The sequence below is a fragment of the Halorubrum sp. GN12_10-3_MGM genome (assembly GCF_005435235.1).
In the GTDB taxonomy this organism is placed as follows: Archaea; Halobacteriota; Halobacteria; order Halobacteriales; family Haloferacaceae; genus Halorubrum; species Halorubrum ezzemoulense.
On sequence record NZ_SGUB01000003.1, the window covers coordinates 29318 to 49304 of the forward strand.

23 protein-coding genes and 1 tRNA gene are annotated in these 19987 nt (G+C 69.9%); 14 read left to right on the forward strand and 10 right to left on the reverse strand.

Translation table 11 applies throughout. From position 1 onward, the window contains the following. The first annotated feature begins 16 nt into the window (after positions 1-16). Positions 17-388, forward strand: a complete 372-nt coding sequence (locus EXE47_RS03220) for a DUF5779 family protein (RefSeq protein WP_049929972.1) — start codon at positions 17-19, stop codon at positions 386-388. A 39-nt stretch (positions 389-427) separates the two neighbouring features. Here EXE47_RS03220 and EXE47_RS03225 read toward each other — a convergent pair whose 3' ends face one another. Next, positions 428-2044, reverse strand: coding sequence for a long-chain-fatty-acid--CoA ligase (locus EXE47_RS03225; RefSeq protein ID WP_089307804.1), 1617 nt, complete (start codon positions 2042-2044; stop codon positions 428-430). A gap of 335 nt (positions 2045-2379) precedes the next feature. Here EXE47_RS03225 and EXE47_RS03230 point away from each other — a divergent pair. The 3 genes from EXE47_RS03230 (at position 2380) to EXE47_RS03240 (ending at position 4413) form a co-directional block, all read left to right on the forward strand. Then, a tRNA-Met gene (locus EXE47_RS03230) sits at positions 2380-2454 on the forward strand. Positions 2455-2550: 96 nt separating this feature from the next. After that, entirely contained in the window at positions 2551-3162 is a 612-nt protein-coding gene (locus EXE47_RS03235) for a translation initiation factor IF-2 subunit beta (protein WP_049929975.1), read from the forward strand. A gap of 75 nt (positions 3163-3237) precedes the next feature. After that, complete coding sequence (locus EXE47_RS03240; RefSeq protein ID WP_137708006.1) at positions 3238-4413, forward strand: Xaa-Pro peptidase family protein; 1176 nt, start codon at positions 3238-3240, stop codon at positions 4411-4413. 69 nt (positions 4414-4482) lie between these two features. On the opposite strand, the gene EXE47_RS18645 is transcribed toward EXE47_RS03240, so the two are convergent. The 3 genes from EXE47_RS18645 to EXE47_RS03250 all read right to left on the reverse strand — a co-directional run bounded on the left by EXE47_RS18645 (position 4483) and on the right by EXE47_RS03250 (position 7865). Continuing rightward, positions 4483-4635 carry a hypothetical protein gene (locus tag EXE47_RS18645; RefSeq protein WP_167373063.1) on the reverse strand — a complete coding sequence of 51 codons (153 nt, stop codon included), beginning with the start codon at positions 4633-4635 and terminating at the stop codon, positions 4483-4485. Positions 4636-4729: 94 nt separating this feature from the next. Continuing rightward, entirely contained in the window at positions 4730-7099 is a 2370-nt protein-coding gene (locus EXE47_RS03245) for an ATP-dependent DNA helicase (RefSeq protein WP_137708007.1), read from the reverse strand. A 109-nt stretch (positions 7100-7208) separates the two neighbouring features. Next, complete coding sequence (locus EXE47_RS03250) at positions 7209-7865, reverse strand: HAD family hydrolase (RefSeq protein WP_049929980.1); 657 nt, start codon at positions 7863-7865, stop codon at positions 7209-7211. Between the two features lie 136 nt (positions 7866-8001). Between EXE47_RS03250 and EXE47_RS03255 the strand changes: the two genes are divergently transcribed. Next, positions 8002-8451, forward strand: coding sequence for a TIGR00725 family protein (locus EXE47_RS03255; protein WP_137708008.1), 450 nt, complete (start codon positions 8002-8004; stop codon positions 8449-8451). A 6-nt stretch (positions 8452-8457) separates the two neighbouring features. On the opposite strand, the gene EXE47_RS03260 is transcribed toward EXE47_RS03255, so the two are convergent. Then, positions 8458-9534, reverse strand: a complete 1077-nt coding sequence (locus EXE47_RS03260) for a HAMP domain-containing sensor histidine kinase (RefSeq protein WP_094592823.1) — start codon at positions 9532-9534, stop codon at positions 8458-8460. Positions 9535-9769: 235 nt separating this feature from the next. Between EXE47_RS03260 and EXE47_RS03265 the strand changes: the two genes are divergently transcribed. Next, on the forward strand, positions 9770-9970 hold the full coding sequence (locus EXE47_RS03265; protein WP_049929984.1) for a hypothetical protein: 201 nt from the start codon (positions 9770-9772) through the stop codon (positions 9968-9970). Beyond that, positions 9967-10179 carry a hypothetical protein gene (locus tag EXE47_RS03270; protein ID WP_137708009.1) on the forward strand — a complete coding sequence of 71 codons (213 nt, stop codon included), beginning with the start codon at positions 9967-9969 and terminating at the stop codon, positions 10177-10179. The genes EXE47_RS03265 and EXE47_RS03270 overlap by 4 nt, the downstream gene beginning before the upstream one ends. 62 nt (positions 10180-10241) lie before the next feature. Here the strand turns inward: EXE47_RS03270 and dph2 are convergent, their stop codons facing one another. Further along, positions 10242-11285 (reverse strand): diphthamide biosynthesis enzyme Dph2, encoded by a 1044-nt coding sequence (gene dph2 / locus EXE47_RS03275; RefSeq protein WP_137708010.1) that lies wholly within the window; start codon positions 11283-11285, stop codon positions 10242-10244. A 230-nt stretch (positions 11286-11515) separates the two neighbouring features. Here dph2 and EXE47_RS03280 point away from each other — a divergent pair, with 230 nt between their 5' ends. From EXE47_RS03280 to EXE47_RS03295, 4 genes are all read left to right on the forward strand, one after another. After that, positions 11516-12175: an alpha/beta hydrolase gene (locus EXE47_RS03280; protein ID WP_137708011.1), complete on the forward strand. Its 660-nt coding sequence runs from the start codon at positions 11516-11518 to the stop codon at positions 12173-12175. Positions 12176-12244: 69 nt separating this feature from the next. Next, complete coding sequence (locus tag EXE47_RS03285) at positions 12245-12619, forward strand: YlbF family regulator (protein ID WP_049929990.1); 375 nt, start codon at positions 12245-12247, stop codon at positions 12617-12619. Between the two features lie 93 nt (positions 12620-12712). Then, on the forward strand, positions 12713-13411 hold the full coding sequence (locus tag EXE47_RS03290) for a P-loop NTPase (protein ID WP_094495019.1): 699 nt from the start codon (positions 12713-12715) through the stop codon (positions 13409-13411). A gap of 104 nt (positions 13412-13515) precedes the next feature. Further along, positions 13516-14136, forward strand: a complete 621-nt coding sequence (locus EXE47_RS03295) for a transcriptional regulator (RefSeq protein ID WP_086215340.1) — start codon at positions 13516-13518, stop codon at positions 14134-14136. Positions 14137-14158: 22 nt separating this feature from the next. On the opposite strand, the gene EXE47_RS03300 is transcribed toward EXE47_RS03295, so the two are convergent. After that, a complete protein-coding gene (locus tag EXE47_RS03300) occupies positions 14159-14419 on the reverse strand; it encodes a hypothetical protein (RefSeq protein ID WP_137708012.1) in 261 nt (86 codons plus the stop codon). 150 nt (positions 14420-14569) lie between these two features. After that, positions 14570-15505, reverse strand: a complete 936-nt coding sequence (locus EXE47_RS03305; RefSeq protein ID WP_049929994.1) for a peptidylprolyl isomerase — start codon at positions 15503-15505, stop codon at positions 14570-14572. A 176-nt stretch (positions 15506-15681) separates the two neighbouring features. Here EXE47_RS03305 and cyaB point away from each other — a divergent pair, with 176 nt between their 5' ends. Continuing rightward, complete coding sequence (cyaB, locus tag EXE47_RS03310; protein ID WP_049929995.1) at positions 15682-16260, forward strand: class IV adenylate cyclase; 579 nt, start codon at positions 15682-15684, stop codon at positions 16258-16260. Between the two features lie 5 nt (positions 16261-16265). On the opposite strand, the gene EXE47_RS03315 is transcribed toward cyaB, so the two are convergent. Then, positions 16266-16742, reverse strand: coding sequence for a MaoC family dehydratase (locus tag EXE47_RS03315; RefSeq protein ID WP_049929996.1), 477 nt, complete (start codon positions 16740-16742; stop codon positions 16266-16268). An 87-nt stretch (positions 16743-16829) separates the two neighbouring features. Between EXE47_RS03315 and EXE47_RS03320 the strand changes: the two genes are divergently transcribed. Both EXE47_RS03320 and EXE47_RS03325 read left to right on the forward strand, forming a co-directional pair. After that, entirely contained in the window at positions 16830-17693 is an 864-nt protein-coding gene (locus EXE47_RS03320; protein ID WP_086219502.1) for a CoA ester lyase, read from the forward strand. 197 nt (positions 17694-17890) lie between these two features. Next, a complete protein-coding gene (locus EXE47_RS03325) occupies positions 17891-19144 on the forward strand; it encodes a Glu/Leu/Phe/Val dehydrogenase (protein WP_089307814.1) in 1254 nt (417 codons plus the stop codon). Positions 19145-19174: 30 nt separating this feature from the next. Here EXE47_RS03325 and EXE47_RS03330 read toward each other — a convergent pair whose 3' ends face one another. Continuing rightward, positions 19175-19888, reverse strand: a complete 714-nt coding sequence (locus EXE47_RS03330) for a diphthine--ammonia ligase (RefSeq protein WP_049929999.1) — start codon at positions 19886-19888, stop codon at positions 19175-19177. Between the last annotated feature and the right edge of the window lie 99 nt (positions 19889-19987).

Consider the following 19987-nt stretch of genomic DNA (forward strand, 5'->3'; position numbering starts at 1 on the left):
CTGTCGACGACCACGTATGAGCGACTGGGACCTCGACCTGCGGGACGCCGAGGAGAAGATGGACGAGGCGTTCGCGGCGGCCGGCGACGTCGTCCTCGGCGTGCTGGACGGCACGACCGACCCGGAGGAGTGGGTCCGCAGCGTCGACTACGGGAACACGCTGGTGCTGTCGATCGAGGGCGACCTCAACGAGCTCGCCGCCCCCTTCGCGCGCGACGTGAAGGAGATGGACGGCGAGCTGATGCACTTCCGCGGCTTCCTCGTGGTGACTCCTCCGGGCGTCAGCATCGACACGGACCGACTGGGCGACTCCGGCGGCGCCGAGGCGGAGACCGGCGAAGCGGACGACGCCGACGAAGCAGAGCCGAAAGGCGTCGAAGAGGTCTGAACGGTTTCTTTTCTCGTACGACCGCGGGAGAGGCGCCGGTTATCCCTCGCCGACCATCCGGTCCTCCTCGTCCCACTCGCGCTCGCGCAGTTCGTACTTCTGGATCTTGCCGGTCGCGGTGGTCGGGAGTTCGGCGACGAACTCCACCTCGCCCGGCGTCTTGTAGTCCGCGACGCGCTCGCGGACGAACGTCTTCAGCTCCTCGGGCGTCGCGCCCGCGTCGTCGGGGTCACCGCCCTCGGGGACGACGAAGGCCTTCGGGGTCTCGCCCCACCGCTCGTCGGGCGCGGGGATCACGGCCACGTCGGAGACGACGTCGTGCTCGAAGAGTGTGTCCTCCAGTTCGATCGAGGAGATGTTCTCCCCGCCGGAGATGATGATGTCCTTCTTGCGGTCCTGTATCGAGACGAACCCGTCCTCGTCGACGACGGCCAGATCGCCCATGTGGTAGTACCCCTCCAACCGCTCGGAGAACGCCTCATCGGTGGCCTCGGGCTTGTTCCAGTAGCGGTCCATCACTTGATTACCGCGGACGACGATCTCGCCGATCGTCTCGCCGTCCGCGGCCACGTCCTCACCGTTCTCGTCGACGACGCGTACGTCGGTGCCGAGGTAGCCGATCCCCTGCGTCTTCTTCACGGCGAAGCGGTCGTCCGAGTCCGCCTCGAAGTGGCGCTTCGCGTCGGAGGTGGTGATCAGCGGCCCCGTCTCGGTCGCGCCGTACACGTGTTTGAGATCCCAGCCGAACTCCTCCTCGACGGTGCGGATCGTCGCCTCCGGCGGCGCCGCGCCCGCGGTGGCGACCCGCACGTCGTTGTCGCCGGCCGTCGCGCCGCCGTGTTCGGCGTGGTGGTCGCCGAGCATGTTGAGGACGGTCGGCGCCGCACAGAAGTACGACACGTCCTCGCTCCGGATCCGGTCGAACGTCTCGGCGACGTCGACCCCGCGGGTACAGACGTGGCGAGCGCCGGCCCCGGTGATCGCGTAGATGTGGCCCCAGCCGTTGACGTGGAACATCGGTAGCGTCCAGAGGTACACGTCGTCGTCCGTTATTTCCTGATGGATGGAGATGAGGTACGCGTGGAGCGTCTCGGCCCGGTGGGTCCGACACACGCCCTTCGGGTCGCCGGTGGTGCCGGAGGTGTAGTTGATCGTGATCACGTCGTCCTCGTCCATTGCCGGCCGTTCGTAGGCGTCCGGGTCCGCGTCGTCGAGCGCCGCGTCGAACGACTCCCAGTCGCCTTCGACCGCGTCGGCGTCGTTCGTGAGGAACGTCTCCGTGGGCACCTCGTCGCGGATCGCCTCGACGTTCGGGGCGTACTCGGCGTCGGCGTAGATGGCGTCGACTCCGGCGTCGGAGAGCATGTACGAGAAGTCGTCCGGCGTAAGCCGGTAGTTCAGCGGGGCGTGGATCGCCCCGACCTGCATCGCGCCGTAGGCGGCCTCCAAGTGGTAGTGCGTGTTCGGGTCCAACACCGCGACCCGGTCGCCCTTCTCGATCCCGCGCGCCTGAAGCGCGGCGGAGAAGCGGTCGGCGCGGTCGCCGAGTTCGGCGTACGTGTACCGCGTCCCGTCGACCGCGAGGACGGCCTCCTCGTCGGCGTAGTGGCGTCGCGCCCGGTCCAGAAAGTCCGTCGTCAACAGCGGCTTGTACATCGTCTATCACTATCTATGATGTGTGAAATTGTTTGCGGCCGACGCAATGGAGGGGCGGTCCCGGGATCATTTTTACGCTCGGCCGCGGACCGTCGGGAAGTGATCGACGGGTCCGTCGGATCGGTGTTCAGCGATGGATATGCGGTTCTCGCGCTGCGAGTACGGATCAGGGCCATCGCGGCGCGAGCGGAGGACGGCGAAGCCGCGAGCGAGGAGTGATCGAACGTCCCCGCGGCACCGATTCGGGGGAACGCGAACGGCGCAGACGCGTGGACGAATCGCACACCGGCGGCGGGATCAGAACCCTTAACAGTCACACGCGATTGTGCTACGATAGCGGGATGGGATAGCCAGGAGATTCCGCCGGGCTCATAACCCGGAGATCGGTAGTTCAAATCTACCTCCCGCTACTTCTGGCCGACTGCCACTCTCCTAGTACCGGGTCCATTCCGGGCCGCCGCTCCGAACCCGGAAGCGATTTCCGTCGCGCTGTCGTTCCACCGCGTATGGATTACGAATCGAGCCTCGACCGCGCGATGGAGGAGGTGCCGGACCTCGGCGGCTCCGACGAGCGGCTGTCGGTACCCGACCCCGAAACGCAGAAGGACGGGGCGTTCACGCGACTGACGAACCTCTCCGCGATCGCCGACGCGCTGAGCCGCGACCCCGAACACGTCCACTCGAAGATACAGCAGGAGCTCGGGACGGCCGGGCAGTACGAGGACGGCCGCGCGCGCTACAGCGGGAACTTCCGCGAGCGCGACTTCCAAGCCGCGATCGACTCGTACATCGAGTCGTTCGTCACCTGCTCGGAGTGCGGCCTCCCCGACACGCGACTGGAGACCGAGAACCGGACGCCGATGCTCCGCTGTGAGGCCTGCGGGGCCTTCCGACCGGTGGCGAAGCAGAACACCTCCGACACCCAGCGGCAGGAGGACGCCGTCGAGTCGGGCAACACCTACGAGCTCGAGATCGTCGGCACCGGCCGCAAGGGCGACGGGGTCGCCGAGCGCGGCGAGTACACCATCTTCGTCCCCGGCGCGCAGGAGGGCGAGACCGTGACCGCCTACATCAAGAACGTCTCCGGCAACCTCGCCTTCGCTCGCCGCGAGAGCTGAGCCGGCGCCGAAGACGCCCGTACTTCGCGTTCCGCTACCCGACTTTTTATGCGCGCGTTCGCACATCCCTGAGCCATGGCCACGCGACTTCCCGAGTCGGCCTTCGACGACCGGCTCGCCGCCGTCCGAGACCGGCTCGCCGACACCGACGCCGACGCCGCGACGTGGGTCGGCGCGACGGCGATAGAGTACCTCACCGGCTTCCACCACATCCAGACGGAGCGGCCGGTCGTCCTCGCGGTCACCGACGACCGCGTCGAGATAACCGTTCCGAGGCTGGAGGTCGAGCGCGTCGAGCCCAACCCGCGGATCGACGCCGTCCACCACTACTTCGACTATCCCGGTGGCGAGCCCGTCTCGGTCGCCGTCGAGATGCTGCGCGACCTCGGCGCCGAGACGATAGCCGCCGACGCCGACGGCCCGCCGGGCGTGATGGGGTACGAGGGGCCCGCGTTTTCCGACTCGGTCGACGTCAGGGCCCAAGCGTGGGTCGACCGGATGCGCTGGGCGAAGTCCGACGCAGAGGTCGACCTGATTCGCGAGTCCGCGAAGTGGGCGAACCTCGGCCACCGCTACCTCGCCGACTTCTCCGAACCGGGCGCGCACCCGGCGACCGTCTCGCAGCGCGCGTCCACGGAGGCGTCGCGCGCTATGCTCGACGCGCTCGGCGACGCCTACAGCGTCCGCGTCCGCGGCGACGGGCCGGTCCACGCGGGCTACATCTCCGGCGAGGAGACCGCGCTCCCGCACGGGCACACCCCGAACGAGCGGCTCTCCGAGGGCGACGTGCTCGTTACGGGCGCGACAGCGAACGTCGACGGCTACCGCTCGGAGTTAGAACGGACGATGTTCGTCGGCGATTACACCGACGAACAGGAGCACTACTTCGAGCTCATGCTGGAAGCGCAGACGCTCGCGATTGACGCCTTGGGTCCCGGCGTCCCGGTGGCCGAGGTCGATCGGGTCGTCTGGGACTACCTCGAGGAACAGGGCGTGACCGACCTGGCGCAACACCACGTCGGCCACAACATCGGGCTCGGCGCCCACGAGCCGCCGTACATCGACCGCGGCTGGGACGAGCGCTACGACGGCGACGACGCCGTGATGGCGCCCGGCCACGTGTACACGATCGAGCCCGGGCTGTACACCAACGAGTACGGCTACCGACACTCGGACACGGTGGCGATCACCGAGTCGGGAACGGAGCGACTCACGAACTTCCCGCGCGACATCGACTCGAACGTCGTCTGAGGGTCGTTTAAACGCTTTGGCCGGGGTGACCGGGCCCGCTCGAGACCGTCGGGCCGGGCGAGCCGAGACTCACTCGACCCGGTCGATCACCACTCGATGACCGGTGTCTGCGGCGTGGTTGCGGCCGTAGTCGTCCGCGTCTCCCGCGATTCCGATCAGCCGTTCGAAGGGGCACTCGCGACAGACGACGTGGTACAGTTCGCCGGGAGAGGGTGGTTCCATACGTTGACACACGTTCCCCGGAAACGTAGTTACGCGCTGCCTACTCGCATTGAACGCGCTGCCTACTCGCATTGAACGCGCTGTTAGTCACCGGCTACCGGCGCGACTCGAACCGGTCGAGCGCGACATCCAGCATGTCCGGACTCACCGGCTGGTACTCCTCCCGCTCGTGATCGGGCAGGTACTCCCTGACCGCGTTCCACGAGTCGCGGGCGTACCGGGCGTCGAGGAGGACGCGGACGCCTCGCTCGTCCGGTCCGCGGATGACGCGGCCGACCGCCTGCCGCGCCTTTCTGACGGCGGGCACCGTCAGGGCCGTCTCGAAGCCGGACTCGAACCGGCGGTCGTAGGCGGTGATTACCGCCCGCGTCTGCGGTCGCGCCGTGTTGATGATCGGGACGCCGCAGACGACGGCCGCCGAGAGCCGGTCCCCGCGGTAGTCGACGCCCTCCGTGAGGGTGCCGCGGAGGCTCGTCACCAGCACCTTGCCGTCGCCGGCGAAGAAGTCGTCCTTCAGCGACTCCGTCTCTCGGTCGCCGGAGGACTCGTCTAAGAGGACAGGCTTGTCGAGCCGCGCCGAGAGCGACTCCGCCATCCACGTCGCCTCTGCGTAGCTCGGGGTGCCGACGAGGACGTTCCCGTCGCGGCGCGCGACCGCGGCCGTCGCGTCGAGGTGCGCGAGCCGCGTCGGGTTCTCCTCCCCCGGCGCGCCGCGGTTCTGGTGGGTGAACTTCGGCGCGTCGACCGCGAGGCTCGCGCGGTTCTCCTCGGGGAACGAGAGGCCGTACGTCCGCTCGATGACCGGGCGGCCGCGCTCGGCCAGGTGATCGAGTCCGGTCACCTCGCGGAAGAGGTCCATCGGCTCCAGCGTCGCGCTCATGAGGACGCCGCCGCCGAACTCGGCGAGCCGGTCGCCGATCGGTTCGCTCGGAAGGCAGTTGTGGAGCGCGAGGCGGGCGTTGTACGCGCGCCGCCACGAGTCCGGCGGCTCCGTCTCGTCGAACGTGCGTTCGAGCTCGATCGCGCGGAAGAAGTCGGTGTGTCCCTGGCGATACCAGGCGTTGAGGGTGCGGCCGACCCCGGGCGCGGCGCGCTGCTTGTCCTCGTCTTCGAGCGAGTCGAGGACGCGCTTGACGACCGCGCCGACCTGCTCGGCGCGCGCCCAGACGCGCTCGCCGTACCCCTCGCCGTCGGCCCACTCGGTGATCGCGTCTTCGCCCGGCTCCTCGGGGTCGCGGAGCGGGATCTCCTCGTCTTCGAGCTCGCGCATCGACGCGCGCCAGTCCGGGCGCTCGCGGTCGAGGTGCGCGGTCACGCGGCGGTCGAGCTCGCCGCGGAGGTCGGCGTAGAACTCTCGGACCGCCTCGATCTCCTCGACGGTCACGTCCGCGTCCTCCAGCTCGCCACGGACGAGGGCGGCGTCGTCCGACTCGGCGCCCGCGCTCTCGAACGAGAGGGGCTGAACGACGCGCGTGAGCTCGTTCTCGGCGTCGCGGAGGCTCGCGTCCGCGACGGCGTCGCTCACGAGGTCCCGGACGCGCGGTTCGAGCATGTGCGCCTCGTCGCAGACGACGAACGTCGAGTCGTCGAGGAGCGCGCCGGTGAACGTCCCCGTCGTCACCGGATCGAACGCGTGATAGTAGTTGCCGATGACGACCTCGACCTCGGGGACGAGCGCGCCCATGATCGAGTGCGGACACGAGCCGTGGCCCGCCGCGAGCCGGACGAGTTCGTCGGCGTCGACGTGGCCGAGCTCGGTCACGTCGAACGAGACCGCCTCGGCGGGCTCGCCGTCCTCCGGCAGGTCGTCGAGGAAGCCGGCGTAGAACGGGCAGAACTCCACGTCGTCGTACTCCTCCGTGTCGGGGCGATACGGCGTCGGCTCGCCGTCGACGGAGAGGTAGTCGGCGTCGGGCGCGCCCGAGTCGGCGGCGGCAGTCCCGCCGGCGGGTCCCGCCGACCCCGAGTCCATGAGTCCCACCTGCTGGCTCCGCGCCTCGCTCACGAGGTTCGCGGTCGTCGTCGCGCCGCCGTCGCCGACGAGGTTCCGGGTCCGCTCGCGGAGCCCCTCGCAGCGCTCGTACACGTTCTCGCGGTCGATCCCGCCCCGGTTCTCGCGGGCGTACGGACAGACGTCGGCCTTCCCGACGAGGGTGAGACCCGAGACGGGGTCGTAGTCGCTCGGCAGGTTCTCGTTCACCGCCCGGAGATCCGTCTCGAACTGGCGCAGCTGCTGTTTGACGCTGGTGAGGACGAAGACCCGCTCGAAGTCGGAGTCGGGGTCGCGGACGCGGTCGAGCCCGGCGGTGAGCGCGAGCATCGTCTTCCCCGTCCCGCAGGCGCCTTCGAGGGCGAGGAAGCCGCCGTCCGCGGCGGCGTCGACGGCGGCGTCGATGCCGTCGGCCTGCTCGGGGTACGGTTCGGGATGGCCGAAGAGGTCGGCCCACGGGGGCGAGTCGGTCACGGAGGCGAGTTACGCACCATGCGATTTAAACGCTTCATCGCCGGACGCGGCCCGCGGTCGTCGTCGACGCGTCGCTGCCGGAAAGCGGACGCTCGGAAGGGGCTCGGCCTCACTCCACGATGTCGTGGAGGTCGGAGAGCCGGTCGATCTCCCACGTCGGCCAGACGTTCAGTTCCCAGTCGCGGCGGTGGGGACGGCGGATAAACGCGGAGTCGATCCCGGCGTTCTCGGCGGCGCGCACGTCGGACTCGTTGTCGCCGACGAACAGGGCGTTGTCCGCGTCGAGGTCGCCGAGCGCCTGCTCGATGTAGTGGGGGTTCGGCTTGCGGAGCTGGAGCGAGTGGATCGTCGGCTCGCGACCGTACGCGGCGCCGATCCGGTCGAACCCGTCGAAGTGATCGACGAGGAAGTCGACGGTTGCCTGCTGGTTCGACGAGACGATCCCCATCTGGACGTCGAGGTCCTGGAGCTCGTCGAGGTCGTCGTACGGCGTCTTGCGTCCCTGACGGGCCTCCTGCTGTTGGGCCCGCGACACCACGTCGTCGCGCGTCCGCCAGAACGACCCCGGGTCGAGGTCGTACGTCTGACAGACGGTGCCGACGCTACCGGGGGTCGCACCGATGGTCATCTGCTCTACGTCGTCCGGATCGGGCTCCTCGACGCCGCACTCCTCGAACGCGTTCCGGGTCGCATCCCGGAGCACGTCGAAGCGCGTGCGGCCCACGAGGACACCGTCGTTGTCGAACACGACGGTATCGTACGTCATAGCCCTCATTCACGGCCGGCAGGGATAAGGGTTTCAGTGGGCGTCTCGACGACGAGAATCGGCGGGGAGCCCGTCTCGACGCCCCTCCCGCCCGCGACCGACCGATTTTACCCGGCGCCGGACCCACCGACGGGCCATGCGCGTCAGCGTCATCGGTGGGAGTACGATCGGTCCGGAGACGGCGGCGGTCGCGGAGGCCCTCGGCGAGCGGCTCGCCGAGCGGGGCCACGCCGTGGTCTGCGGGGGCCTCGGCGGCGTCATGGCGGCTGTCTGTCGCGGGGCCCGGGCGGCCGACGGCGAGACGATCGGGATCCTCCCGACCGACGACCGGAGAGACGCCAACCCCCACGTCACGACGCCGATCGCGACGGGGCTCGGCCACGCGCGTAACGCCCTCGTCGTCATGAACGGGGATACCGCGGTCGCGGTCGACGGGGCGGGGGGCACGCTCTCCGAGATCGGGCTCGCACTCGCGCAGGGCCGTCCGGTGGCCGGAATCGACACGCACGACGTGGACGGCGTCGAGGCCGTCGACTCGCCAACGGCGGCGGTCACGTACGTCGAGCGGGCCGCGGGTGCGGACTGAAGCCGGTCAGTCGTCGAACTCGACGCCGGTCACGTCGAACCTGGCACCGCCTCGCGCCCCCTCGGAGACGGTGACCTCCCACCCGTGGGCCCTGGCGACCTCGCTGACGATGTTCAGTCCGAAGCCGGTCCCGTTCGCGCCCGTCGTGTACCCCACCTCGAACACGCGGTCGCGCGCTTCCGGCGAGATTCCCGGGCCGTCGTCCGCCACGAAGAACCCGGCCGGCAGGACCGCGCCGGCGCGCGTCGTCGTGTACATCGGGGAGATGTCGCCGATAACGACGACCACGTCGTCGCCGGCGTGTTCCACGCTGTTCCGGAACAGGTTCTCCAACAGCCGCTTCAGCCGCCCGCTGTCGGCGAGGATACGCCGGTCGGTGTCGACGGTCAGCGTGGCGTCGCCGGTCGCGACGTTCGCCCAACACTCGTCGGCGAGGGCCGCCAGTTCGACCGGATCGAGGTCTTCCGGCCGCTCGCCCTGTTCCGCGAGCGTCAACAGGTCGGAGAGCAGTTCCAGCGTCCGGTCGACCGCTGACGCCGCGTCGTCGACGTGTTCGCCGCCGCCCTCCGCTTGCGCCATCGCGAGCCGACCCTGCGCGACGTTGAGCGGGCTCCGCAGGTCGTGAGAGACGCCCTGGACGAACTCCTCGAACCGGTCGCGCTGCCGCTCCGCCTCCGCGACGGCGCGGGCGGACGCGACGGCGTTCGATACCCGGTGAACGAGGACGGGCGTCCGGTCCGAATCGGGACACGCCCTCGCGACGTCGGTGGCGCCCGCGTCGAACGCCGCGGACACGGCGGGCGCGTCGAGCGTCTGGTCGGGGCAAAACAGGATCGGAAGCTCCGGGTGCCGATCGCGGGCCGTCGAAACGAGGGAGAGGCCGGTCCGTTCCGCCGGGTCGCCGACCGTGACCAGACAATCGACGGGCGAGTCCTCGATTATCTCCGCGGCCGCGTCGGCCCCCGCGACCGGCTCGACGGCGAGGCGGTCGTCCGCGCGCTCAAGCGAGTCCTTCAGCTCCGCGGCTCGGTCGGGCGTTCCCGCGGCGAGGACGACGGTGATCGAACCGCTGGGTGTGGACATCACGGAGAACCTTACCCTCAACGCCCGTCCGCTCGGCAGATAAACGTTGTTCCGACGCGCGCCGGCAGGGCCGCTTCCATCGAATGTTGGTCGTTCGCCGCTCGGCGCTCGCCGAGCCGATCGCTCGCGAGGCCGGCCCCTTCGACGAACGCTCACCGATCGAGCGTGTCGGGCCGCGGAACGGCCTAATTAGATATAATTAAATTTTTGTCGGCGGAGCGGGAGATGTTTGCCAATGAGCGAGTACACCACGATTTCGCTGCGGAAGGAGTTCGTCGCGGACGTGGAGGAGTACATCGAAGACGAACCGTTCGGCTCCGTCAAGGAGTTCGTGAAACACGTCGTTGTTCAGGAGATGGAGTCGGACGACGGGGTCTCCGAGGCGGAGGCGAAGCAGATCGCACAGAAGCTCCGCGACCTCGGGTACATGGAATGAGCGGGAGCCACCGCGGACACGGAGCGGTCCTCGACGGCCTCGACCGCGCCGACCTCGTCCTGCTCGCGATCCCGCTCGCGTTCTGCGCCGTGTACGCGGTCGGGTCGCTCCTCGCGCAGGGGAACACGGTTCCCGTCGCTGGCGCGTCGCTCGCGGCCGGGGCCCTCGTGGTCGACGGGCTCTTTGTGCATCCGCCGAACGAAGCGTGACGGCGATTCCGCTCCGAGGACGGTACCCAAAAAAATAGCGTCTCCTGCTTCCGTGCGCCGCCCTACCAGGTGTCGTGGAACGTGTCGAACTCGATCGAGTCGAGCGGCTTCTCCCCGATCGCGGCCTCGTACTCGCCCGGCGTCAGCATCGGCTTGTGGAACCGCGGGCCGTCGTCGGTCGTGATCCGCGGGCAGCCGGTGTTGACGAACGCGTCCATGTCGAAGTTCCGGAGGCGGTCCGGCGTCACCTCGTCCATCGTGATCAGGTAGGCGTTGTCGTTGTTGTCGACGATCTCTTGGGCCTTCTCCCAGCGGCCCTGCCCGATCTTCGTACAGAAGATGACGCCCCACTTCTCGGCGTCCATCGCCTTGTGGACCGCGGCGTAGCGCTGCTTGAGGAACTGGTCGTGTTCGGCGACCGAGACGGCGTTGTTGACCGGGTCCGCGATGACGACGCGCTTGTCCGGGTGCTCCATCGCCAGCCCGACCGGGTGGAACTTCCCGCCGCCGACGTACAGCACCTGCTCGGCGTCGATGTCCGCGGAGGCGTAGTTACAGCCGAGCACCTGCCCCTCCTTCGTGAGGCGGTCGTCGCCCCGGCGGGTGTGGACCTCGTAGCCGCGCTCCTCCAGCCAGTCCGTCATCTCCTCGAACCGGTTCATGTGCTGGGCGGTCGTGACGAGGCCCACGTCGGCGTCCTCTTCGGGGGGCGTGAGCTCCTCCTCCAGCGCGTCCTCCATGATCGGGAACGGGTCGACGTTCGAGAACAGCGGGACGTAAACGATGCTGTCGGACTCCTTCATCGGCGTGTGGCCGAAGTGAACGAACACGTCCGTCCGCCGCATCAGGTACGTGTCGAGGTCGCAGGCCCCGTAGCAGGGCTGCCCCGAGAGCATGAACGTGACGTCGTCGGGTGCGACCTCGCGGAGGTCGTCCGCGACCTTCGGACCGCGGCGCTTGAGCCCCTCGGGGAACTGTAAGCCGACCTTCGAGGCGTCGCGCTCCTCGATGGCCTCCAAGATTCGGTCGAGCTCGTAGTCCCACTCGCGGTCGTGCTTGAGGGCCATCCCCGTTTTCGTCAGGTCGCCCTCGGTGGAGCCGCTCATGTCGACCGGATTGTGCGGCAGGACGGTTAAACGGCCCGTTCGACCCCGGGTTTCGTCCCAGACGTTCGTGATCGTCGGAATCCCTCGCCCCGCGCCGGGGTCGTCACGGCGTCTCGACGCGTCGCACTCGGCGTCCAAGTCGGTCGATCCTGAGACGACGAGCGGCCCGCCGAACCGACGCGCTGCCGCGGTCGACGGACCTAACAGCCGCCCTCGCTAACCCTACACCGATGACCGAGATTCCGCTCGAACACGTTCACGTCGCCCCCGACGAGGAGTCCGGCGGCGAGCCCGCGCCCGCCGTCTTCGTCCTCCACGGGCGCGGCGCCGACGAGGAGGACCTCCTCCCGGTCGCGGCCGAACTGCCCGACGACCTCCACGTCGTCAGCCTTCGCGCTCCCGACCCGCTTCAGGGCGGGTACACGTGGTACGAACTGGACCTCTCGGCGGGCGGGCTGGAGTCCAGCCAACCAGACGCCGACGACTTCCGGCGGAGCCTCGACCTGATCGGTGAGAGCGTCGAGCGCGCGGTCGACGCCTACGGACTCGACGCCGACCGGCTCGGGCTGCTCGGGTTCAGTCAGGGCGCGATAACGAGCCTCTCGCTCCTCTTGGAGGACCCTGACCGCTACGCGTGGGTCGTCGCCCTCCACGGGTACCTCGCGGAGTCGCACGCCGACCTCGACCCGGACGGGATCGAGGGGAAGCCGGTCTTCGTCGGCGCCGGCGCCGGCGACCGGGTGATTCCCGAGTCGCGGACGACCGCGGCCGTCGAACGGTTCGAAACTCTCGACGCCGATGTCGCGAGCGGGAGCTTCCCGGGCGGCCACGGCATCGGCCCGCAAGAGCTCGATGCCGTCGTCGAGTTCGTCGCGTCTCGGACGGCGTAGCGAACCCCAAACGTCGCCGCCGAGCCCCGGCTCCGGCAGGTTCAAACCGCTCGGCCACGATGTCAGAACATGAGCGTCGAACAGGTCTCCATCGAGGACCTCGGTCGAGAGCTCGGCGAACGCATCGCCGAAACCCCGGAGTACGAGCGCTTCGAGGAGACGAGGGCCGCGGTCCAGCGAGACGAGGAGGTACAAGCGGCGATCGACGAGTTCGAGCAGCTTCGCGCGGAGTTCATGCAGGCCCGCCAGACCGGGCAGGCGACGAACGCCGAACTTCAGCGCGTTCAGGAGGCGCAGGACGAGCTCCACTCGATGCCGGTGATGAGCGAGTACCTCGACGCGCAAGACGAGCTGAACGAGACCCTCGAGGCGATCAACGAAGCCATCTCGGAGCCCCTCGCGGTCGACTTCGGCGGGGAAGCCGGCGGCTGCTGTCAGGACTGACTCGCGGACTACGCCCGTCGTTCCGGCGAGCCGAACGCCCGCACCCCCGGCGACCGGCCCGCTCCTTATGACGAATACCGACGCACCACCCCCGTGATAGCCGTCGCCGGCGGCAAGGGCGGAAGCGGAAAGACGACGACCACCCTCGGGCTCGCGCGCGCACTCTCGCGGCGCGGCGCGCGGACCATCGCGGCCGACGCCGACTGGGATCTGCCGAACCTCGCGCGGCTCGCAGCGGAGACCGCGACCGACGGCGGTCCGGCCGATCCCGATCTCCCTGGCGGTCCAGAGGACGAGACGACGGTCCGCGACGCGGTCCGCGGGACCGTTCCGGTCCGTCCCGACCGCTCCGAGCCGATCGTTCTCGCCGCCCCGGACGCGCCGCGATCGGTCGACGCGTTCGGAGCGCTCGCGGCGCTCGACGGCGCGACGCCCGACGGCGCGCCGGTGTTGCTCGACTGCCCGGCGGGCGCCTCGGCGGACGCGGCCGCGCCGCTTCGGGCCGCGGACCGCGCGCTGATCGCGACGCCGCTCCGCCGCGCCGCGCTCCGTGACGCCGCGAAGACGGCGGCGATCGCTCGCCGCCTCGACTGCCCGCCGGTTGGGGCGGTCGCCGTCGGCGAGGCGAGCGTACCGGACTCGGTTGCGACGCTGCTCGGCTGTCCCGTCCTCGGTGCGGTTCCCGACGGCGGAGCCGAGCCGCTGTCCGACCCCGCGGTCCGGAGCGCGTACGACGAACTCGCTCGGCGACTCGGCGAGACGGCGGCGGCGGACGGGTGGCAGATCGCGTGAGAATCACGGACGCGGCCGACTCCGGGGCGGCGGATTTCGGTGGCGAGACCGGTCGAGAGAGCCGCCACCGACAGACCCAAACCTCCACGGGCGGCAGCGATCGTATGGAGACGCTTCCGACCGGGGTCTCGGTGCTGGACCGACAGTTCGGCGGGGGGTTCCCGAGCGGTAGCGTCGTCGTGTTGAAGGCGAACCCCGACAGCCAGTCCGAGCTCATCTTGGACCGGTTCGCCCGCGTTCGGAGGTGCCGCTACCTCACGACCGTCCGGTCGGCCGGGGCGGTGGAGGCGGCGCTCAGCCGCGACGGGGACGGGGAGACGACGGTGGAGGCCACCGACGAGGTCGGCGACCTCGACGAGGCGGCGTCGCTCACGACCGATCTCCCGGAGGAGGGAACGCTGATCGTCGACTCCGTGGAGCCGCTGGAGCGCGGCGCGTCTCCGGCGGCGTACGCCGAGTTCCTCGACGGCGTGCGCGCTCGGGTCGACGACGCCGACGGCGTCGCGCTGCTCCACGCGCTCCGCGGCGGGGAGGACCCGCAGGCGCGCCGGATCACGGAACAGGTCGCGGACATCGTGTTCGACCTCCGGACGACGGTCACCGGGACCGAGATCGCGAACCGGCTCGTCGTCGCCAAGTTCCGCGGCGGCGCCGCCTTGGAGGAGCCGCTGAAGCTGAAACTAACCGACGAGGTCGCCGTCGACACGAGCCGCGACATCGCCTGACGCGGCCGATCGCTTGATTCGGCTACGACACGACGGACGCGAGAAGTGTTAGCGCGCCGACGACGGCCGAAGCGATCGCCCAGTTTCGCGCGGTGTCGAACGCTCCGTACGGCCCGCCCTTCCGCGAGAAGAGGTACGACGCGTACACGGCGAGCGGCGCCAGCGTCGGGAGCGTCGCAACCGAGACGACGACGGTGAAGCTCGACAACAACGCGACCGCGACGGTCGTCGCGCCCGCGACCGCGGCGACGAGCGCGTCCTCGCGTGCCCGTTCGATCTCCATACCGGTGTGGGCGCGGCGTCGGGCAAAAGCGATCCGTTCGTCGGTCGACCTGACGCTGCGGGCTGAGCCACCGGAGTGAGTGGCGGCGTAGCGCGGCCGCTCGAGGCACCAGCGTCTCGAAGAAGCGAAACTCGGCAGCGACGGGGTCCGTTACTCCTCGTCGATCTCGTCGACGATCTCGTCGGCGTCGACGTCGACGTCCTCGAGCGCCTCCTCGATGTCGACATCGCCGGCGCCGGCGCCGCCCATGCCGCCCATCATGCCGCCGAGGCCACCCATGCCGCCGCCCTCGATGACCTCCTCGATCACGACGCGGTCGAGGTCGAGGCGGTCCATGAGGTCCTGCGCGATCTGCTGTTTCTGGAACATCCACTGCTGGTTCATCTGCATCGCCTGCGTCGCGGTGACGTAGAGGATGTCCTTCTCGACCTCCTCGGTCTCGACGGTCTCCTCGCCGTCCTCGTCCTCCGTGACGGTCTCCTCCTCCTCGGTCTCCGTCTCGATGCGGACCTCGGGCGCCTCCTGGAGGTACATCCCGAGCATGCCGGCGGCCTGCTCCTCGCGGTCGTCGATGGCTTCGAGGATCTCGTACTCGTACTCGAGGTCCTCGCCGGCGAGCGGGTGGTTAAAGTCGACGCGGGCGCGGCCGCCGATGATCGTCTCGAGGTGGCCCTGCTGATTGTCGATCTGGACCTGCGCGCCGGGGTAGCGGCTGTCCTCGGGGATCTTGTCGGCCTTGACGGTCTCGACCTCGTCGGGGTCGTACTCGCCGAAGGCGTCGTCGGCCGGGACGTCGACCGTTCCCTCGTCGCCGACGGCGCCGCCGATGAACGCCTCCTCGACGGAGGGGAACACGTGGCCGGCACCGAGCGCGATGATCCGGGGCTCGAAGTCGTACTCGTCGACGTCGATCTCGGCGTCCTCGGCCGTCTCCTTGTCGGTCGTGTCGATGACGCGGTCGTCGTCGGCCGTTCGGATCGTGTACGCGACGCGGACGAAGTCGCCGTCTTCGAGTCCGTCAGCGTCAGTCTCGGTCTCGGTCTCCTCGGCCTCGGCGGCCGCGTCCGCTTGCTCCTGATCGCTCATACCTGAAGGTCACCTGTTACACCCTTAAGAAGCACGGTTCGGCCCGAAGCCCGCCGACGAGCGGGCGACAGCGGCGATTCGGCGGCCGACGCGCCGGCCTACGGGTCGCGGCGGTTCGTCGCGGAGCACGGCGGCGTCCCGCGCTACTTATGAGCGGTCCGACCGCAGTGCCGGGCATGTACGAGGTCGAGATCAAGGTACCGGCGGACCTGGACGCGACGCGAGAGCGCCTCCGCGAGGTCGGGGCCGAGCACGTCGCCGCCAAGCGACAGCGCGACACGTACTACGACGCGCCGCACCGCGAGTTCGCCGAAACGGACGAGGCGCTCCGGATCCGGCGCGAGATGCCGCTGTCGGACGGCGAGGGGTCGGCGTCCTCCGCCGACGACCCGGCGGCGACGATCACCTATAAGGGACCCCTCCTCGACGAGGCCTCGAAGACCCGCGCCGAACACGAGACGGGCGTCGACGACGGAGAGGCGCTCGCGGCGGCCCTCTCCGGGCTCGGCTTCGAGCCGGCCGCGACGGTGGAGAAGCGGCGCGAGTTCTGGGCGTACGACGGGTTCACCGTGACGCTCGACGCCGTCACCGGGCTCGACGAGTACGTCGAGATCGAACGCGCCGTCGAGTCCGAAAGCGAGGTCGACGCGGCGCGCGAGGCAGCGATCGAGGCGCTCGACCGGCTCGGCCTCGACGCCGACGACCAGGTTCGCACCTCCTACCTCGGGCTGCTGCTCGCCGGCGAGGACGACTGAGGCAGTCAGCCGTCCCCGTCCCCCGTCGGCCGCTTCTCGGAGAGGACCGTCCGCTCGAACTCGCAGACTAAGACGTCGTCGTCGCCGTCGACGATCTTGAACGCTTCCACGCGCATGGTGACGACGCCGCGCTCGCCGTCGCTCGTCTCGCGCTTGTCGGTGACCGTCGAGCGGGCGCGGATCGTGTCGCCGTGGAACACCGGGTTCGGGTGTTCGACGCCGTCGTACGAGAGGTTCGCGACGATGGTGCCGTCGGTCGTCTCCGGGATCGACATCCCGACCGCGAGCGACATCGTGTACAGTCCGTTCACCAGTCGCTCGCCGAACTCCGTCTCCGCGGCGAAGTCGGCGTCGAGGTGGAGCGGCTGCTGGTTCATCGTCATGTCGCAGAAGCGCTGGTTGTCGGCCTCGCTTATCGTCCGCCGCGTCGCGTGGTCGATCGTCTCGCCGACTTCGAACTCCTCGTAGTACAGTCCGGGCATGGGCCCCCGCTCGACCGGCGGCGTGAAATCGGTACCGCTCTCGGGGCGGCCGTCGGGTTTTATCCGCCCGCCCGCGCACCCCCGCACATGCCACGCCGAAGCCTGCTGTTCTCGCCCGGCGACAGCCCCGAACTCATGCGGAAGGCGCCGGGAACCGGCGCCGACGTGATCTGTTTCGACCTCGAGGACGCCGTCGCGCCCGGCCGGAAGGACGAGGCGAGGGCGGCGGTCCGCGAGGTGCTCGCGGACCCCGCCTTCGACCCGGACGCGGAGGTCTGCGTCCGGCTCACCGCCGAGTCGCCCGCGGCCGACCTCGACGGAGTGATCGGTACCGACAGAGAGGGGGGCGGCGACGCGGTCACCCTCGACGCGGTGATGCTCCCGAAGGTCGAGGGCGCGGGTCGGGTCGAGCGCGTCGCCGAACTGTGCGCCGAGCGGGGCCGCGATCCCGCGGTGTTCGCGCTCGTCGAGACGGCGGCGGGCGTCCTCGCGGCGGAGGCGATCGCGGCGGCGGAGGCGACCGACGCGGTCGCGTTCGGCGCCGAAGACCTCGCCGCGGACGTGGGCGCGACCCGGACCGACGAGGGGACGGAGGTGCTGTACGCCCGCGAACACGTCGTCCTCGCCGCGAGCGCGGCCGGCGTCGACGCGCTCGACACGGTCTACACGGACTTCTCGGACGAGTCGGGGCTCCGGGAGGACGCCGCGTTCGCGCGCCGGCTCGGCTACGACGGGAAGCTGGCGATCCACCCGGCGCAGGTAGGCCCGATCACCGAGGCGTTCACCCCGGACCCGGACGACGTCGAGTGGGCCGCGGCGGTCCTCGACGCCCGCGACGAGGCGGAGGGGGAGGGACGCGCAGTCTTCCAGGTGGACGGCGAGATGATCGACGCGCCGCTGATCGCGCAGGCGGAGCGGATCCTCGACCGCGCGCCCGACGGGACCCGCTGAGTCGGATCGGTGGCCCGGCCGACGTTCGGGTCGCGACCCGCCCGGCTGTCGCTGTGGACGGGGTCGACCCGCATCGCTCGATCGGCGTCGGCGGACATCGCTCGATCGGCGTCGATGCGCGTCGTTCGGACGGTGTCGGCACGCACAATTTCCGTACCGGTCGCCACAGTTAACCACCGCCCACCGAGACTGATCGTATGACTACGGAGGCGAATCCGTTCGAGAGCCTGCGGGAGCAGGTAGACGACGCCGCGGCGGTCGTCGACGCCGACTCGGGCGTCATCGAGCGCCTGAAGAACCCGGAACGGGTGTTGGAGACGAACCTGACGTTCGAGCGCGACGACGGCTCGCTGGAGACGGTGCGCGCGTACCGCGCGCAGTTCAACGGCGACCGGGGGCCGTACAAGGGCGGGATCCGCTATCACCCGGGCGTCACCCGCGACGAGGTGAAGGCGCTGTCGGGCTGGATGGCGTACAAGTGCGCCGTCGTCGACGTCCCGTACGGCGGCGGGAAGGGCGGCATCGCGATCGATCCGGCGGACTACTCCGAGTCCGAGCTGGAGCGACTCACGCGGGCGTTCGCGACGGAACTCCGGCCGCTGATCGGCGAGGACCGCGACATCCCCGCGCCGGATGTCAACACCGGCCAGCGGGAGATGAACTGGATCAAAGACACCTACGAGACCCTCGAAAACACCACCGCCCCCGGCGTCATCACGGGGAAGGCGCTCGACTCCGGCGGCAGCGAGGGTCGCGTCGAGGCGACCGGTCGCTCCGTCGCGCTGTCGGCCCGCGAGGCGTTCGACTGGCTCGACCGCGACGTCGCGGACGCGACCGTCGCGGTTCAGGGGTACGGCAACGCCGGGTCGATCGCAGCGGCGCTGCTCGACGACCTCGGCGCCGACGTGGTCGCGGTCTCCGACTCCGCCGGCGGGATCCGCGACCCCGAAGGGCTCGACCCCCGCGACGTGAAGGCGCACAAGGCCGAGACCGGGTCGGTGACGGGCTACCCCGGCGCCGACGGCCTCACGAACGACGAGCTGCTCACGCTCGACGTTGACTGCCTCGTCCCGGCCGCGCTGGAGAACGCGGTCGACGCCGAGCTCGCGGCGGACGTCGGCGCCGACCTGATCGTCGAGGCGGCGAACGGTCCGCTCACGCCCGACGCCGACGACGTGCTCGCCGACCGCGACGTCAACGTCGTCCCCGACATCCTCGCGAACGCGGGAGGCGTCACCGTATCGTACTTCGAGTGGGTCCAGAACCGACAGCGGTTCAGTTGGACCGAGGCGCGCGTCAACGAGGAACTGGAACGCGTGATCACGGAGGCGTTCGACACGCTGGTCGACACCTACGAGTCGAACGACGTCCGCAACCTCCGCACCGCGGCGTACGTCGTCGGTATCGGTCGGATCGTGGACGCGTACGATCAGGCCGGAAACTGGCCGTAACGGGACTATTTCGCCGTTTCAAAGGGCGCTCTACTCCAGCGTCGCGTCGCGGACCTCGATGTGACCGCGGTCACCCTCCCAGACCGTGTCGTACGTCAGGTCGATGCGGCGGTCCATGTGCGGGCCGTCGACGACGTACGTCTCGAACTCGCCGCCCTCGCCGAGCGGGTGGACGCCGTACTCCTCGCGGAGCGCGAGCAGGTCGTCGAGCGCGTCCGCGTCGTACCGTCGTCCGAGCCATGATTCGTCGAGCCCGTACGCCGCCACTTGGATGATCCGGATCTCGAAGTCGGCGTCGAACATCGCCTCCGCGAGTTCGACCGGGTCCCGCTGCCACAGCGGGGCGAACAGGTCGATCCCGAGCCGGTCGCACATCCCCCGAATCCGGTCCGTCTGGAACTCGCTCTCGACGGCGCCGGCCGTGACGCCGGCGAGGTCGAGGTCGTCCGCGGCGGCGATCTCTCGGAGCGCCGCCTCCATCGGCTCCAGCTCCGCGTCACCCTGCGCGCCGGCGTCGTCGACGTCTGCGGCGCCGAAGTCGTCCGGCGACACCTCAACGAGGTCGACGCCGACGCTCTCGGCCGCGAGTTCGGCGAGCTCGGTCGCCGGCGTGTGGTACATGTACGAGTCGCCGGCGGGGTGGACGGTCAGCAGCCGCGAGACGTCGAGCCCTTCCTCCAGCGCGCGGTACAGGGCCCACGAGGAGTCCTTGCCGCCGGAGAAGAGGCTCACCCAGTTGCTCATGAGCGGGAGAGGGAGTCGCGCGGATAAAGAGTCGGCGGTCGGACGGCGAGGGAGCCGCGAATCGCACGCCGCACGCGGGACCGGCCGCGGCGAACGCGC

Bases quoted from the DNA above. Each gene is read 5' to 3' on its own strand.
- EXE47_RS03220 (WP_049929972.1), top strand. From the start codon at position 17: ATGAGCGACTGGGACCTCGACCTGCGGGACGCCGAGGAGAAGATGGAC.
- EXE47_RS03225 (WP_089307804.1), bottom strand. From the start codon at position 2,044: ATGTACAAGCCGCTGTTGACGACGGACTTTCTGGACCGGGCGCGACGC.
- EXE47_RS03235 (WP_049929975.1), top strand. From the start codon at position 2,551: ATGGATTACGAATCGAGCCTCGACCGCGCGATGGAGGAGGTGCCGGAC.
- EXE47_RS03240 (WP_137708006.1), top strand. From the start codon at position 3,238: ATGGCCACGCGACTTCCCGAGTCGGCCTTCGACGACCGGCTCGCCGCC.
- EXE47_RS18645 (WP_167373063.1), bottom strand. From the start codon at position 4,635: ATGGAACCACCCTCTCCCGGCGAACTGTACCACGTCGTCTGTCGCGAG.
- EXE47_RS03250 (WP_049929980.1), bottom strand. From the start codon at position 7,865: ATGACGTACGATACCGTCGTGTTCGACAACGACGGTGTCCTCGTGGGC.
- EXE47_RS03255 (WP_137708008.1), top strand. From the start codon at position 8,002: ATGCGCGTCAGCGTCATCGGTGGGAGTACGATCGGTCCGGAGACGGCG.
- EXE47_RS03260 (WP_094592823.1), bottom strand. From the start codon at position 9,534: ATGTCCACACCCAGCGGTTCGATCACCGTCGTCCTCGCCGCGGGAACG.
- EXE47_RS03265 (WP_049929984.1), top strand. From the start codon at position 9,770: ATGAGCGAGTACACCACGATTTCGCTGCGGAAGGAGTTCGTCGCGGAC.
- EXE47_RS03270 (WP_137708009.1), top strand. From the start codon at position 9,967: ATGAGCGGGAGCCACCGCGGACACGGAGCGGTCCTCGACGGCCTCGAC.
- dph2 (WP_137708010.1), bottom strand. From the start codon at position 11,285: ATGAGCGGCTCCACCGAGGGCGACCTGACGAAAACGGGGATGGCCCTC.
- EXE47_RS03280 (WP_137708011.1), top strand. From the start codon at position 11,516: ATGACCGAGATTCCGCTCGAACACGTTCACGTCGCCCCCGACGAGGAG.
- EXE47_RS03285 (WP_049929990.1), top strand. From the start codon at position 12,245: ATGAGCGTCGAACAGGTCTCCATCGAGGACCTCGGTCGAGAGCTCGGC.
- EXE47_RS03295 (WP_086215340.1), top strand. From the start codon at position 13,516: ATGGAGACGCTTCCGACCGGGGTCTCGGTGCTGGACCGACAGTTCGGC.
- EXE47_RS03300 (WP_137708012.1), bottom strand. From the start codon at position 14,419: ATGGAGATCGAACGGGCACGCGAGGACGCGCTCGTCGCCGCGGTCGCG.
- EXE47_RS03305 (WP_049929994.1), bottom strand. From the start codon at position 15,505: ATGAGCGATCAGGAGCAAGCGGACGCGGCCGCCGAGGCCGAGGAGACC.
- cyaB (WP_049929995.1), top strand. From the start codon at position 15,682: ATGTACGAGGTCGAGATCAAGGTACCGGCGGACCTGGACGCGACGCGA.
- EXE47_RS03315 (WP_049929996.1), bottom strand. From the start codon at position 16,742: ATGCCCGGACTGTACTACGAGGAGTTCGAAGTCGGCGAGACGATCGAC.
- EXE47_RS03320 (WP_086219502.1), top strand. From the start codon at position 16,830: ATGCCACGCCGAAGCCTGCTGTTCTCGCCCGGCGACAGCCCCGAACTC.
- EXE47_RS03325 (WP_089307814.1), top strand. From the start codon at position 17,891: ATGACTACGGAGGCGAATCCGTTCGAGAGCCTGCGGGAGCAGGTAGAC.
- EXE47_RS03330 (WP_049929999.1), bottom strand. From the start codon at position 19,888: ATGAGCAACTGGGTGAGCCTCTTCTCCGGCGGCAAGGACTCCTCGTGG.